At 39.8% G+C, this 13904-nt stretch carries 14 protein-coding genes and 1 pseudogene; 3 read left to right on the plus strand and 12 right to left on the minus strand.

Features of this window, described 5'->3' with window-relative positions; all coding sequences use genetic code 11:
* Positions 1 to 8 precede the first annotated feature (8 nt).
* Positions 9 to 944 carry a uridine diphosphate-N-acetylglucosamine-binding protein YvcK gene (yvcK, locus tag GW828_RS09605; RefSeq protein WP_124014863.1) on the minus strand — a complete coding sequence of 312 codons (936 nt, stop codon included), beginning with the start codon at positions 942 to 944 and terminating at the stop codon, positions 9 to 11.
* 268 nt (positions 945 to 1212) lie between these two features.
* On the opposite strand from yvcK, the gene GW828_RS09610 reads away from it, so the two are divergent.
* Both GW828_RS09610 and GW828_RS09615 read left to right on the plus strand, forming a co-directional pair.
* Entirely contained in the window at positions 1213 to 2031 is an 819-nt protein-coding gene (locus GW828_RS09610) for a glucosaminidase domain-containing protein (RefSeq protein ID WP_124014864.1), read from the plus strand.
* Positions 2024 to 2671 carry a DUF2987 domain-containing protein gene (locus tag GW828_RS09615; protein ID WP_273058075.1) on the plus strand — a complete coding sequence of 216 codons (648 nt, stop codon included), beginning with the start codon at positions 2024 to 2026 and terminating at the stop codon, positions 2669 to 2671. The genes GW828_RS09610 and GW828_RS09615 overlap by 8 nt, the downstream gene beginning before the upstream one ends.
* A gap of 61 nt (positions 2672 to 2732) precedes the next feature.
* On the opposite strand, the gene ttcA is transcribed toward GW828_RS09615, so the two are convergent.
* From ttcA to ccoN, 11 genes and pseudogenes are all read right to left on the minus strand, one after another.
* Positions 2733 to 3677 (minus strand): tRNA 2-thiocytidine(32) synthetase TtcA, encoded by a 945-nt coding sequence (ttcA, locus tag GW828_RS09620; protein WP_124014866.1) that lies wholly within the window; start codon positions 3675 to 3677, stop codon positions 2733 to 2735.
* Positions 3678 to 3767: 90 nt separating this feature from the next.
* Positions 3768 to 4697, minus strand: coding sequence for a universal stress protein UspE (gene uspE / locus GW828_RS09625; protein WP_273058074.1), 930 nt, complete (start codon positions 4695 to 4697; stop codon positions 3768 to 3770).
* 98 nt (positions 4698 to 4795) lie between these two features.
* Complete coding sequence (gene etrA, locus GW828_RS09630) at positions 4796 to 5545, minus strand: electron transport transcriptional regulator EtrA (RefSeq protein WP_273058073.1); 750 nt, start codon at positions 5543 to 5545, stop codon at positions 4796 to 4798.
* Positions 5546 to 5882: 337 nt separating this feature from the next.
* The gene (locus GW828_RS09635) at positions 5883 to 6572 is read right to left on the minus strand and encodes a sulfite exporter TauE/SafE family protein (RefSeq protein WP_182697356.1); all 690 of its coding nucleotides are present in this window, start codon (positions 6570 to 6572) and stop codon (positions 5883 to 5885) included.
* Between the two features lie 128 nt (positions 6573 to 6700).
* Positions 6701 to 6850, minus strand: a pseudogene (ccoS, locus tag GW828_RS19275) (cbb3-type cytochrome oxidase assembly protein CcoS); the annotation flags it as partial.
* Entirely contained in the window at positions 6847 to 9240 is a 2394-nt protein-coding gene (locus tag GW828_RS09645; RefSeq protein WP_273058072.1) for a heavy metal translocating P-type ATPase, read from the minus strand. The gene GW828_RS09645 and the pseudogene ccoS, both read right to left, overlap by 4 nt.
* A 56-nt stretch (positions 9241 to 9296) precedes the next feature.
* On the minus strand, positions 9297 to 9776 hold the full coding sequence (locus GW828_RS09650) for a FixH family protein (protein WP_124014871.1): 480 nt from the start codon (positions 9774 to 9776) through the stop codon (positions 9297 to 9299).
* Between the two features lie 116 nt (positions 9777 to 9892).
* Complete coding sequence (ccoP, locus tag GW828_RS09655; protein ID WP_273058071.1) at positions 9893 to 10861, minus strand: cytochrome-c oxidase, cbb3-type subunit III; 969 nt, start codon at positions 10859 to 10861, stop codon at positions 9893 to 9895.
* Positions 10862 to 10866: 5 nt separating this feature from the next.
* A complete protein-coding gene (locus GW828_RS09660; RefSeq protein ID WP_124014873.1) occupies positions 10867 to 11043 on the minus strand; it encodes a cbb3-type cytochrome oxidase subunit 3 in 177 nt (58 codons plus the stop codon).
* 9 nt (positions 11044 to 11052) lie between these two features.
* Positions 11053 to 11679 (minus strand): cytochrome-c oxidase, cbb3-type subunit II, encoded by a 627-nt coding sequence (ccoO, locus tag GW828_RS09665; RefSeq protein WP_124014874.1) that lies wholly within the window; start codon positions 11677 to 11679, stop codon positions 11053 to 11055.
* A gap of 12 nt (positions 11680 to 11691) precedes the next feature.
* Positions 11692 to 13119 carry a cytochrome-c oxidase, cbb3-type subunit I gene (gene ccoN / locus GW828_RS09670; protein WP_124014875.1) on the minus strand — a complete coding sequence of 476 codons (1428 nt, stop codon included), beginning with the start codon at positions 13117 to 13119 and terminating at the stop codon, positions 11692 to 11694.
* A gap of 270 nt (positions 13120 to 13389) precedes the next feature.
* Here ccoN and GW828_RS09675 point away from each other — a divergent pair, with 270 nt between their 5' ends.
* Positions 13390 to 13842, plus strand: a complete 453-nt coding sequence (locus GW828_RS09675) for a hypothetical protein (RefSeq protein WP_273058070.1) — start codon at positions 13390 to 13392, stop codon at positions 13840 to 13842.
* Positions 13843 to 13904: the final 62 nt, after the last annotated feature.

The following is a 13904-nucleotide window of genomic DNA, read 5'->3' on the forward strand; positions in this document are numbered from 1 at the left end:
ACTTGAACTTAGGCTATGCAGTCAACCGGTTTATGGTGTAAGTCACAAACTTGGCCAATCGCTGCCGCTAATGCCAATTTATCATGAAGCCCAGGATGATGTTGACTGACTAATGGGAAACAATTAAAACGAACACCGTCGATATTTGAGTGATAAAGATCAATTTCTTTACCATGCTGAATAACATCAGCAATGACTTTTTTACCTATTACCTGATTAAACCAAGCAATTTTATCTTCAATACTAAAAGTACTTGCAGGTGAGTACTCCGCGGTTAAGTTATCAATTAACATCACATGTGCGTTCGAGTCACGAATGCTCTTGGCAATTTGTGGCAGTAATAAAGGTGGAAGTATACTGGTTAAAAAACTGCCTGGACCAATAATAATTAAATCCGCTTTTGCTAGGGCGCTACATGCTTCAAAAGTGGCTTCTACTTCGGGCTCTAATGATAAAGCAATCGGTGCCTCACTCATGCCATCAACGTTGAGTTCTCCAAACACTTTGTTACCACAATGGGACAGCGCAACAAGGTGAGTCGAGGCTTCAGACATAGGGATAATTTGGGTTTCAATTTTAAGTAAACCTCGAATTAAATTAACAGCTTCAAGAGGTCTTACGCAAAGCTGATCGAGTGCATGTAACACCAGGTTACCTAAGTTATGGCCAGAAAGTTCATTGTCGCCGGTGAAGCGATGATCAAACAACATCGAACCTAACGAAGGCCGTGATGCAAGGTGTGAAAGACAATTACGTAAATCGCCCCACGCGATAGTTTGCTGATCCTGTCTAAGTCGTCCGGTAGAACCGCCATTATCAGTGGTGGCAACAATGCCGGTTAATCTTGGGCCTAAAAAAGATAATGCAGCTAGAATACGGCCTAATCCATGTCCGCCACCAATGGCGACAACATGATGATAATTATTGAGTTGTTGATTCAACATAATTTTAGCTCAAGTCCTTGAGTTGTTGAATAAAACGATACGCAGTTAATGAAACACTGCCCCGTTGTCACTGTCGATTAATTTTAACTGTATATGGTCATTAAAGTGTAATTATTTTTAGGTTTTGCTATCTGAGACAATCACAAATGTCATTCTCAGATTTGGATCACGCTAATCACAAAAGTGCTTTACTGTATCCTATCGACCTTTAAGGTTATAATTAATTATATTTATAAATTGAAAATGCATTTTGATAAGGCAGGTACTGTTGAAAATAGGCACTATAGGTCAAGTGACATTTGCGTTAGGCTTAGCCGTTTTAGCACTGTTAGCAATTAGGCTATGGATTATCCCTAGTCAGACACAGGTCTCGGTAGACTCAGCAGCACAGCAGCTAAGTAACATTGACCTTGGTAAAGTACCTAAGTTTGCTGAAATAAGTGATATTCCTACTAAAAAACAAACTTTCTTTAATTATTTTCGTCCTGCTATAGAAGCTCAAAATCAAATTATTATTCACGAACGTCAATTTTTATTGGCTGTTATTGAGCAAATTGATAATGGTTTAGGATTAAGTGAAGCGGATAATAATAGGCTTACATCACTTTTAAACAAATACCAATATGACGTGAAATCATTTACTCGTAATACCTTGACGCCATTGTTAAAGCGCATTGATATTATTCCTATTGATATGGTGCTAATACAAGCAGCTAATGAGAGCGGGTGGGGCAGTTCCCGGTTTGCTATCGAAGGGTTTAACTTTTTTGGTCAATGGTGTTTCACTGAAGGTTGTGGCTTAGTTCCATTAGCAAGAACCGATGGCAAAACTCATGAAGTTGCAGTTTTTGATTCGCCCAAGGATTCTATTATTGCCTACATGATTAATTTAAATACCCATCCAGCATATCGCGTATTCCGGTCTATTCGTGCTGATTTACGTGCGCAGAAAGTTAAGCCTACGGCTGAAAAGTTAGTCTATGGCTTAATTAATTATTCAGAACGAAAAGATGAGTACATTGATGAATTACTCGAAATGCTAAAACACAATAAACAATATCTACAAGGGAATAACGCGAATGCGTAATCGTACGTTAATTAACGGATTTATTTTTATATCGTCTATTTTTTTAATCAACAGCAGTAGCGCTGAAACCGTGTCTTTAGAATACAAAGGTTTTTATGACCGATTAAAGCAAGTCAATAAGCAAAACTATCCATTAGTTGAGTTAGCATTTAGCGTTCCAATCACCCCAGATTGCACCATAGTCTCAGGCAGTATTACTACCGAGAGTGACCAATATCCATTAACGTATAGTAAACAACAGCGATTATTTATTCCTTATGATCCACAGTTAAAGTCTGATAGAGGGTTAGTCAATATTAAGGTGGCTGGAGAGGCTAAACAGTGCGCGATTGCCATGCAAGTTAGAGCGAAAGAAACCAAACAAGGTTTCACTCAAACTGAACTGTTAGCCTTAACAGAGGATATGAATAAACTGCTTGATGGTTTACAAGGTTTTCCGATGAAGTATTTCCGTAAACCGATTAATGGATTATCGTTTGAGTTTACAGATATGCAAAACCAGACAGTGAATGTCGTCATCGATGATGTGGAAACGATTGCTAAGGAAAAATATACCTTAACAGTTGAACAAATAAATCAGCTAAAACAGATTTCATTCACTCAAAAGCCTAGCATTATCAGCCCTCTGGTGACCCAGTAATAATAAAGGCGTTGATGTTCATCAACGCCTTTGATTTAAATCGCGAACGTTAACATGTTTACTAGGGTTTAAATGTTGCCACAACATCGATTCGATTGCTGATATCTAAATTAATATGACCATTATTACTGATATCGACAAAATCAAACGCTGGTAAGTCTGCATCCGCTACATCGCCAGTGTTAACTACATCTGGATTACGTTTTAGTGATACAAAATCAAACTGTTCACGATCTACACCTTGCGATGGCGAGGTGTTTTGCATTGCAGTAAAGATAGTTTCAAGACGACCCGGATGTTGTTTGTCCCACATCTGTAGCATGTCTTTAACGGCACCACGCTTTAAATTCTCTTGCGAACCACACAAGTTACAAGGAATGATAGGAAACGATTTCAGTGTCGAATACTCTTGAATATCTTTTTCACGACAATAAGCCAAAGGACGGATGACAATATTGGCACCGTCATCAGACAAGAGCTTAGGTGGCATGGCTTTTTGTTTGCCAGCAAAAAACATATTCAAAAATAATGTTTCGATAATATCGTCACGATGATGACCTAATGCAATTTTTGTGGCACCAATATGTTGAGCAAAGCCATAAAGAGTACCACGACGCAAACGAGAGCAAAGAGAACACGTGGTTTTGCCTTCAGGGATTTTTTCTTTAACGATAGAGTAAGTATCTTTTTCGAGAATGTGATAAGCAACGCCTATCTCATCTAAGTAAGCTGGTAAAACGTGTTCCGGAAAGCCAGGTTGTTTTTGGTCTAGATTAACCACCACAATTTCAAATTTAATTGGGGCACGTTGTTGAAGATTTAATAAAATATCTAACATGGTGTAACTGTCTTTGCCGCCAGAAAGACAACACATGACCCGATCACCATCTTCAATCATATTATAATCTGCAATGGCAGAACCAACGTTATGTCGCAGACGCTTTTGCAGTTTATTCATACGAGTAATATTTTTTTTAACGATTGTATCTACTTCAACTTCAGACATAAAAATGCGCCCAGTAACCAAGTGTTTCAGGGCGCGTATTATTCCAGTATTCTAGGTCAGGGTAAAGTAGTTAACCCATTCTAATGAACACTAATCTTGTAAAGGTGATTTATAACCATCGGGTTTGATCGCTAACAAGTCGCAATTTATGCTGTCGATAACATGCTCTGCAGTGTTACCAATTAATGCCGCAGAAAAACCAGTGCGACCAACAGTACCTAATACCACTAATTCTGCATCTAACTTTGCTGCCATTTCAGGAATAACATCTTCAGGTAAACCTTCTTCGACATGGCAATTTTCAAGAGGAATATTATAAGCTTGAGCTAAATATTGTACTCTTTGTTCATGCTGCATACGCACAGTGTTGTTATACACATTTGCATCAAAATCGGGCAACTCAATGGCTAAGTTAACTGGCGTACCAGGATAACCATTAACCAGATGCACACTGGCAGAGAACTTTTTAGCTAAATCAAGCGCATGGTTAATAATCTTACCGTTTAGGCTTTGATGATCTTCATCTTCACTCACCACATTAACGGCACAGACAATTTTGCCTTCAACTGGCCAGTCGTGTTCTTTAACCAGCAGCACAGGCACTGGAGATTTACGCATTAAATGCCAATCTGTCGGAGTAAAAATGACAGCTTTTAATTTATCGTGTTCATGGGTGCTTTTAACAATCAAATCATACTGACCTTTCATTGCATGATTAATCACGCTCTCAAAGGGACGATTATGCCAAACAACTTCAGTATTAATCTTGATATTAGACTGACTAAAACCACTAATCGCATTTTCTAACCAAGCAACACGTTGATCAATCACACCTTGACGCATCGCTTCACGTTCTTGGCTAGATAGGATTGAGGTCATCTCGTAAGAGAAGTCAAAAATAGATAAAAATGCAGTAATATCTGCCTGACTTCTTGTCGCTAATTCAACAGCACGTGCCAATGCGGGTTGATGATCCGTTGTAGGATTAATCACCACTAATATCTTCTTATAATCCTTCATATAACCTCCAAAGCTGTTGAGTTTTTTACTTGTTTATTTGTTGATAGTATTACCGTTTCCTAATGAATAAACTATGAGATAGATCATACAAATTTAATTTAAGTGGCAATACGCGCATTTCCGGCAAGAGTACTTAATGCTGCATGATCCACAATCGAAATGTATTTGCCTTTAACTTCAATTAATCCTGATTTCTGGAATCGGCCTAATAAACGGCTAATCGTTTCAACCGTTAACCCCAAATAGTTGCCAATATCACCTCGAGTCATAGTGAGACGAAATTCATGGGGAGAGAAACCACGATTACCAAAACGATTCGCAAGATTATTAATAAATGCGGCTAAACGTTCTTCGGCATTTTTCTTAGAAAGTAGGAGGATCATTTCTTGATCACTCATAATTTCATTACTCATTAATCGCATGATTTGCTGACGTAGTTTAGGCATAGTGCCTGATAACTGATCTAGGGTATCGTAAGGAATTTCGCAAACCATTGACGTTTCTAATGCTTGCGCAAAGCTTTGATGTCGTAGGGCATGAATACCATCAAAACCAATCACATCACCGGCAAGATGGAATCCGGTAATTTGTTCATCGCCTTGTTCTGTAATGGTATAGCTTTTAATCGTACCAGAACGAATAGCATACAGTGACTTAAGTGTGTCACCAGACTTGAAGATAAGGTCACCTTTTTGAATGGTTTTTTTACGTTCAATAATGTTATCAAGTTTATCAAGCTCATCATTGCTTAACGTAAAGGGAATACACAAGGCTTCCATGCTGCAGTCATGGCAATGAATGGCGCAACCTGTTGTGGATGGACGAGCTTTTATCAAATCTGAAGACATACCCATTCTCAATTTATGAAGACAATTATATGTTATACCATTCTGAACTAATAAGGTACTCCGACGCTATAGAGTAATGTTAGTAAACAGAAGTCTATTTATCACACCATGTTAGCTCTCAATACGTCATGGAAATGTGTATTAATTGCGAGTTCACTGACAACAATCTATACATTAATGCTTGTTATATTATCTTATTTTCACAGTAACTCAATGTATAGAGTACACACCAAGCAATTGATTTTAATATAAATTACATTCAGCCTTTGCTAATGCATATCAGCTAAAGTGGATTTATCATTGGCTGTTACAATATCATAAAATAACAGCGATCGAACTATATGAGTTGTTGAAAAGCGATGTAAAGTGTTTGCAAACCAAATACCACTAATAAGCCACCACTGAATAATCTCACTGCACGCTTTTGTACCCATTGCGCCAAGGTTTTTGCCGCTAAACCAGCAGCAAATAAAGCAGGTAAAGTGCCTAAACCGAACGCCAACATGATCAAGGCGCCTTGTAATGCGCTACCTGATGCAACAGACCAAGTGAGTGTGCTGTACACCAGTCCACAGGGTAACCAGCCCCAAACCATACCCGCCATAACAGCCTGTAGCGGGTGAGTTATCGGTATAAATTTACGGGTTAGCGGTTGTATATATTGCCACAACAATTTACCCACTTTCTCAATATGCACAATGCCGAACCATATCTGAGCAATATAAAGCCCAGTCAATATCATCATGACTCCAGCAAAAATTCTCAGGAATATTAAATAGCTATCGGCATCAAATAAATGACCTAAGGCTGACACACTGCCACCGACAATGGCCCCCGCGATGGTATAACTAAAAATACGCCCAAGATTATAGCTAAAAAGAAACGTCAGTTGATTGCCTAGGCGACTTTGGCCATTAGTGGGAATGTTGGCTGAAAAAGCACCAATTAATCCGCCACACATGCCAAAACAATGTGCAGCCCCCATTAAGCCAACAATAAATGCACCACCAAGATTATATTCAATCACAAGCTTTACTCTGGTTTATGTGCAGTGTCTGAGGCCATGGGTTCTGGCTTATTTTTTACAGCAGCGATATGAGTATCACTGTTTGATGGTTGTTTATCGATATCACTGGTTACACTGACGTTACCTTTATTGTTGGTACTGTCTTCATCAAATAAAATCGACACGCTTTGTCTATCAAGATCATCAAATTGTTCAGACTTTACCGCCCAAAAGAAAATTGAAACTGCAATTAATACAAACAACATCGCAATAGGTATTAATACGTAAATGATACTCATAATTTGATCCTAAGAAGGCGTAAACTGTTACTCACCACTATCAATGAGCTAACAGACATACCAATAGCGGCAATATACGGAGCAACATGTCCGGTAACCGCTAATGGCAAAATAATAATGTTATAAGCGAAAGCCCATAAAAGATTTTGATGAATGATGCGCTGGGTTTGCTTAGCGACATAAATAGCATCATTAAAACGTGATAGGTGATCGCCGAGTAAAATTAAGTCCGCACTGTTTTTGGCAATTGCACTTCCGCTTCCCATCGCAACTGACAAATTTGCACCGGCAAGTACTGGCGCATCATTAATACCGTCGCCAAACATGGCTACATTAGCATCTTGCTGTAAGCGATTCACTAAGGCTAACTTATCTTGAGGCGATAAACCTGAATGCACATCTGAAATACCGATTTTATGTGCTAAAAACTCAACATGTCCGGAATTATCACCACTGGCAATACTCAATTTTATATTGGCAGCCTTTAGTGCATTAACTGTCGCGATGCTATCAACACGTAACTTATCAAGCATTTCGATTTTGGCAATTAGCTCGTTATCAATAGAAAGGTAAATCCACTGACTTTGAGTGGCTTTTACTGATATCGGTAACATATCTGGGCTAACAAATTGTGCCGTTCCAATAGACACTTGCTGTTGGTTCATAATGGCTTGAATGCCTAAACCAATATGATGTTCAACTGTGTCTACTTGATGTTGATTATCATAAAAAGGGCTAAACGCTAATGCAATCGGGTGGAGAGATCCTTGTTCAATGGCCGCTGCAATAGACAGTACTTGCACTGATGAATATCCAGCAAAGGTTTGTACATCACCAATTGATAATTGGCCACAGGTAAGCGTGCCAGTTTTATCAAACACCACATGATTAATTTTGGTCAGTTTTTCAAAAATACCTGGTTTTCGTGGGATCACACCTAACTTAGTGAAAATAGCGGTTGCGCAAGTAACGGCAGTTGGCGTGGCAAGGGCGAGGGCGCATGGGCAGGTTGCGACCAACACGGATAATGTAATCCAAAAAGCGTCTTCTGGAGATACGAACGACCAGACGACATATGTTATTGCCGCTATGGATAAAACCGTACCGGAAAAGTATCGCGCTAAACGGTCGGCAATTAAAGCAATGGTAGGTTTATTATTTGATGCAAGTTCTTGTAAACGAATGATCTCTGCAACCAATTGATCTTGCCCAAGGGCTGTCACTCGCACTTCAATAGGTTGCTCGATATTGATGGTGCCGGCATAGACTTTATCTAAAACGCGTTTACTGATCGGCATTTGTTCACCGGTAAGCATAGCCTCATTGACGCTTGATTGTCCGGTTACCACTTCGGCATCAGCGGCAATCACTTCGCCTGGTTTGACTAAAATAATATCGCCAATGGTCAATTGTTTAGCGGCAATCTCAGTGATCTCACCCTCATGACATAAATGCGCTGTCAGCGGCACCAGTTTGTGCAAATTACTCGAACTAACAGAAGCTTTTTGCCTTGCAGCTTGTTCAAAGTAACGACCTAATAATAAAAAGAAGGTAAACATGGATACGGATTCAAAATACACTTCGCCATTGCCTTGCATAGTCGCAATACAACTGGCGATATAAGCACCTAAAATTGCAATTGAAACAGACACATCCATATTAAGTTTGCCACTTAATACACTACGAAGAGCACTAAAATAAAAGGGTTGAGCTGAGTAAAGCACTACAGGCGCTGCAAAAATTAAACTTACCCAGCGAAAGTAATCACGAAATTGAACATCCAGATCAGTAAAGTATCCGGTGTATAAAGCGAGGGCAAACATCATCACTTGCATGGTCGCAAAACCTGCAAGCCCTAAGCGAAGTAAGAATTTACGACTGTCTGCTTTAGATTGTTTTTCTTGTTCATCAACCTGGTAGGGCGCAGCTTGATAGCCAATTTTACTGATTATTTGTAAAATTTCACTGAGTTGAATACGTTCACTGTCCCAGCTCACTAACGCCCGTTGTGTGGTGGAATTAACCAGCACATTAGTGACACCCGCAACCGGTTTGAGTTTATGTTCAATTAACCAGGCACAAGCAGCACAGGTAATACCGTCGATAGACAAAGAGGTTGAATCAATAGCACCTTGTTTATGGACAAAATCTTGCTGCACTTCCGGTAAATCGTAGGCACTGTATTGCGACAACTGTTCTGGCACCAGTGCCGTCTGACGATTTCCAGGTTCACTGCGAAATTGATAATAACTGCTCAGGCCTGCATCCATAATGGCCTGCGATACTGCTTGGCAACCTGGGCAGCACATAGGCTGTGCCTGCCCATTTATTATCGTAGTAAACTGATCTCCCGTAAGAACTGGCTCATTGCAGTGAAAGCAAGATGTCATGTGGCTATACCAACTTCATTTAATAATTTTTAATCAGATACGCAGTCAATGTGTTATTAATTGAGCCAATATTCAACATCATCTTTAATATCAATTCGTTGCTGGATACGCCATTTGGCATCAAATCCTTCAATGCGTACTTCCCAAGGCCCTGTTATCGCAGAATCTAATGGGATGTGATACACGTAATTTGCGTCAGCAGTAGCATTTAAACTGAAGTCTTTGGCTTCTATTGTCGGATGGTAAAACTGCACATTCAGCGCTGCACGATATTCCGGACCACCTTGTTGGGTAATTTTTAATTCTTGATCTGCAACCGTGACTAAAAATTTCATGCCAATTTGTTGAGCATATTTTATTTTGCGCAAATCCATGTTTATCGCTTTACCTTGCTTATAGTAATCTTCTGCTACCAATGAGTCAGAATTATCTAAAGCAATCTTTAAGGTCGTTAAACTGGCAATAACGGCACACAAAGGCAAGATGATTAAAAACCAAGGCCAAAATTGCTTATACCAAGGGAGTTGATCCGACATAATACATCCTAAAATAGTGGTAATAATTCGGGGGACATTTTACCCCGTAATGGCTTAATAATCACTTAAAAAAAAGGCCTCGATAATCTCGAGGCCTTAATATTACTTATAACTAACTATTTGTTTGATAAGCTATAAACGTAAGCTGTAATGACGTGAACTTTCTCTTCACCAAGAATGTCTTTCCATGCTGGCATCACACCGGCACGACCATTAATGATAGATTCAGCAATCACACCACGGCTTCCGCCATATAACCAAATGTTATCAGTTAGGTTGGGCGCGCCCATGAACTTGTTACCTTTTGCATCCATGCCATGGCATGCAAAACAACCTTTCATGAATGAACCTTGACCTTGGGCTGCTAACGCTTCGTCATGTTCACCACCAGATAGTTTTATGACGTATTCAGCTAGACCTTTAATCTCGATGTCTTCGATAGGTAAACCACCTTTAGGCGGCATCATACCGTTACGACCATTCATTAACGTGGTTTTAATAGTGGCTAAATCGCCACCATATAACCAATCGTCATCTGTTAGATTCGGGAAGCCTTTAGAGCCGCGAGCATCAGAACCATGACACTGTGAACAGTTTTGTAAAAACAAACGTCCGCCCACTTTTAATGCTTCAGGATCTTTTACCAACTCTTCTAACGGAGTTGCTAAGTAAGCCGCAAAAATAGGACCGTATTTTTCATCAGCGTGAGCCACTTCGCGGTCATACTGTGATAAACGGTTATCATTTTTTGCTGCTTCAATCGCTGCCGCTGAGTCAGCTTTAATGCCTTTGTCAGTGCCAATACTTTGGTTAGAACTTGTCCAACCAAACAGACCTTTATAGTTTCCTAGGCCTGGATATAGAGCTAAATAGATCACACCGAAAACGATGGTTAAGTAGAACATGTACGCCCACCACTTTGGTAGTGGGTTGTTCAGTTCTTCAATACCATCAAAACTGTGGCCCATCGATTTACCTTCTTCTACACCAGTGTAGTTATTATTAACTACCTTAAGAAGGATAAAACAACCAGCAATGACCACAATCGTCAGTACAGAAATCCAAATGCTCCAGAAGTTACTCATAATCATTACTTCTGATCTCCCGAGTCTTTCGACATTTTTGCAAGTTCTTCTTCTGTAAACACTAAGTTCGCCGCTTCGTCAAATTTTGACTTGCTGTGCTTACTGTATGCCCAGAAAAATATCCCCACAAAAGTCACCATAACAATTATGGTCAAAATACCTTGAAAAGTACCGTAATCCATTATTGCCTCCTATTTGAGTGCGTGACCCAAAGATTGCAAATAAGCGATCAGCGCCTGCATTTCTGTCTTACCTTCAACCGCTTTTTTAGCGCCAGCAACTTCTTCATCAGTGTAAAGATCATTACCTTTGTAGCCGCCTTTATGCAGGTTACGCAGGATAGTCATCTTGTCACCGGTCAGTTCACCGTCTAGCACATTTTCTGCTAACCAAGGGAAACCAGGCATGTTTGATTGCGGTACAACGTCACGAGGATTGTTTAAATGAACTTCATGCCATCTGTCGCTATAACGCCCACCAACACGTGCTAAGTCAGGACCTGTACGCTTAGAGCCCCACTGGAATGGATGATCCCAAACAGACTCACCAGCAACAGAGTAGTGACCATAGCGCTCAGTTTCAGCTCGTAAAGGACGGATCATTTGGCTGTGACAGTTGTAACAACCTTCACGAACATAAATATCACGACCTTCAATTTGTAAAGCTGTATACGGAATCAGACCTTCAACTGGTTCAGTTGTGTCTTTTTGAAATATCAGCGGAGTAATCTGCACTAAACCACCAAAACTAATGGCGATAACAGTGAAGATAGCAAGCAGACCGACATTCTTTTCAATTAATTCATGATTAAATTTCATCGAATCGGCTCCTTAAGCTTCTGCAATAGCAGGTAATGAATCTTTAGACGCTTTAACGGTACGAATAACGTTATAGGCCATAAGCAACATACCGGATAAGAAGAAACAACCACCAATAAAGCGTACAAAGTAGAATGGGTAAGAGGCTTCTAAACTCTCAACGAAACTGTAAGTTAGAGTTCCATCTGCGTTAACCGCACGCCACATAAGACCTTGCATAACACCTGAAATCCACATACTGACGATATACAATACAGTACCGATAGTCGCTAACCAGAAATGAACGTTAACCAGCTTCATGCTGTACATACGGCCATGACCGAAAAGAATTGGGATTAAATGATATAAAGAACCAATAGACACCATTGCAACCCAGCCTAGCGCGCCAGAGTGAACGTGACCAATAGTCCAGTCAGTATAATGAGATAAAGCATTAACTGTTTTGATTGCCATCATTGGGCCTTCGAAGGTAGACATACCATAGAAAGACAATGAAACAACTAAGAAACGTAATACAGGGTCTGTACGAAGCTTATGCCACGCACCAGACAGGGTCATAATACCGTTAATCATACCGCCCCAAGAAGGTGCGAATAGGATTAATGACATTACCATGCCTAATGACTGAGTCCAGTCAGGTAGGGCAGTGTAATGTAAGTGGTGAGGACCGGCCCAGATGTATAACGCAATCAATGCCCAAAAGTGGACGATTGATAAACGATATGAATAAACTGGGCGACCAGCTTGCTTAGGCACGAAGTAATACATCATCCCCAAGAAACCAGCAGTAAGTAAGAAGCCTACCGCATTATGACCATACCACCACTGAACCATCGCATCGACTGCACCAGAGTACAGAGAGTAAGACTTAAATAAGCTTACTGGTACTGCCATTGAGTTAACAATGTGAAGTACTGCAACAGTAATGATAAAGGCACCAAAGAACCAGTTAGCCACATAAATATGGGACGTAGTTCGTTTAGCGATTGTGCCAAAGAAAACAATTGCATAGCTGACCCAAATAATCGTAATCGCGATATCGATAGGCCATTCTAATTCTGCATATTCTTTACCTTGAGTAAACCCCATTGGTAAAGTGATAGCAGCTGCAATAATAACGGCTTGCCAACCCCAAAACGTAAATGCGGCCAATTTAGGCGCAAATAGACGGACTTGGCAAGTGCGTTGCACAACATAGTAAGATGTAGCGAAAAGAGCTGATGTTCCGAACGCGAATATCACAGCATTGGTATGTAAAGGTCGTAAACGACTAAACGTTAACCAAGGTGTGTCGAAGTTCAGTTGCGGCCAGATTAACTGAGCAGCAATAAATACACCTACTGCCATACCAAAGATTCCCCACAAAACTGTGGTTAATGCGAATTGGCGAACAATAGTGTAATTGTAATCAGCGCCTGTAGACTGGGAATGGTTCATCATAATGCTTCCACGGCTTATTACTTATACTTTTAATATTTAGTAAAGCGAGCTTTACCAGTTAGATTGACAGAAGGTTATAAATTGAGCTTTTAAAAGCTATTTTTAAAGCCATTTGTCAAGGTGTTACCTCATGTTAATTCTCTCTAGCATGAGGCGGTGTTATGATACTTGAGCTAAGTCAAAAAAGATACTTCACAAAATATACCAAAGTTGATCTAGATCAAGCTCTGGAAGATAATGTTACTAACTCAGCCTAAAAGGTTAAAAATTGTGCACAAAATTATCCAGATTTTCATTTTGACCATTTTCTTAATGTTTTTAGTAGCCTGTGACAAACCAAAAACACAAGAAAAGGATGATTTAGCAATTGATACCAGTTTATGTCAATTTTCTGCTGGAGAATGTTACAAAAAAGTAGCCGACTTACGAGTTGGTTTACTGATTGATCCCGTTAATACTCCTAGCGAGAAACCATTAATAGTTACGCTGAATAGCAATCAAGCGATCACTAATATTTCAATGAGAATAGAAGGGCGCGATATGTTTATGGGGATTATCCCCGTTTCATTGTCCGAAATTAAAGACAATACTTATCAAGGCTCTTTAATCTTTGGCTCATGCAGCAGTAATTATATGGTGTGGCGGGTATTTATCTCATTTGATTACCAAAAACAAACACGTACCTTGATATACGACTTTTTAGCGGATAACGATAACCAGTAGGTCAATGGTTTAATCATCCTGCATATCAATACCTTTGCAGGTTAGGGCAGAGGTAACTTAAA

This window comes from Shewanella vesiculosa (assembly GCF_009994065.1).
Taxonomy (GTDB): Bacteria; Pseudomonadota; Gammaproteobacteria; order Enterobacterales; family Shewanellaceae; genus Shewanella; species Shewanella vesiculosa.

Excerpts from the sequence above, each read along its gene's own strand:
- GW828_RS09650 (WP_124014871.1), bottom strand. The coding sequence starts at position 9,776 with ATGTCGGATCAACTCCCTTGGTATAAGCAATTTTGGCCTTGGTTTTTA.
- ccoP (WP_273058071.1), bottom strand. The coding sequence starts at position 10,861 with ATGAGTAACTTCTGGAGCATTTGGATTTCTGTACTGACGATTGTGGTC.
- ccoO (WP_124014874.1), bottom strand. The coding sequence starts at position 11,679 with ATGAAATTTAATCATGAATTAATTGAAAAGAATGTCGGTCTGCTTGCT.
- ttcA (WP_124014866.1), bottom strand. The coding sequence starts at position 3,677 with ATGTCTGAAGTTGAAGTAGATACAATCGTTAAAAAAAATATTACTCGT.
- GW828_RS09645 (WP_273058072.1), bottom strand. The coding sequence starts at position 9,240 with ATGACATCTTGCTTTCACTGCAATGAGCCAGTTCTTACGGGAGATCAG.
- ccoN (WP_124014875.1), bottom strand. The coding sequence starts at position 13,119 with ATGATGAACCATTCCCAGTCTACAGGCGCTGATTACAATTACACTATT.
- uspE (WP_273058074.1), bottom strand. The coding sequence starts at position 4,697 with ATGAAGGATTATAAGAAGATATTAGTGGTGATTAATCCTACAACGGAT.
- GW828_RS09660 (WP_124014873.1), bottom strand. The coding sequence starts at position 11,043 with ATGGATTACGGTACTTTTCAAGGTATTTTGACCATAATTGTTATGGTG.
- yvcK (WP_124014863.1), bottom strand. The coding sequence starts at position 944 with ATGTTGAATCAACAACTCAATAATTATCATCATGTTGTCGCCATTGGT.
- GW828_RS09615 (WP_273058075.1), top strand. The coding sequence starts at position 2,024 with ATGCGTAATCGTACGTTAATTAACGGATTTATTTTTATATCGTCTATT.
- etrA (WP_273058073.1), bottom strand. The coding sequence starts at position 5,545 with ATGTCTTCAGATTTGATAAAAGCTCGTCCATCCACAACAGGTTGCGCC.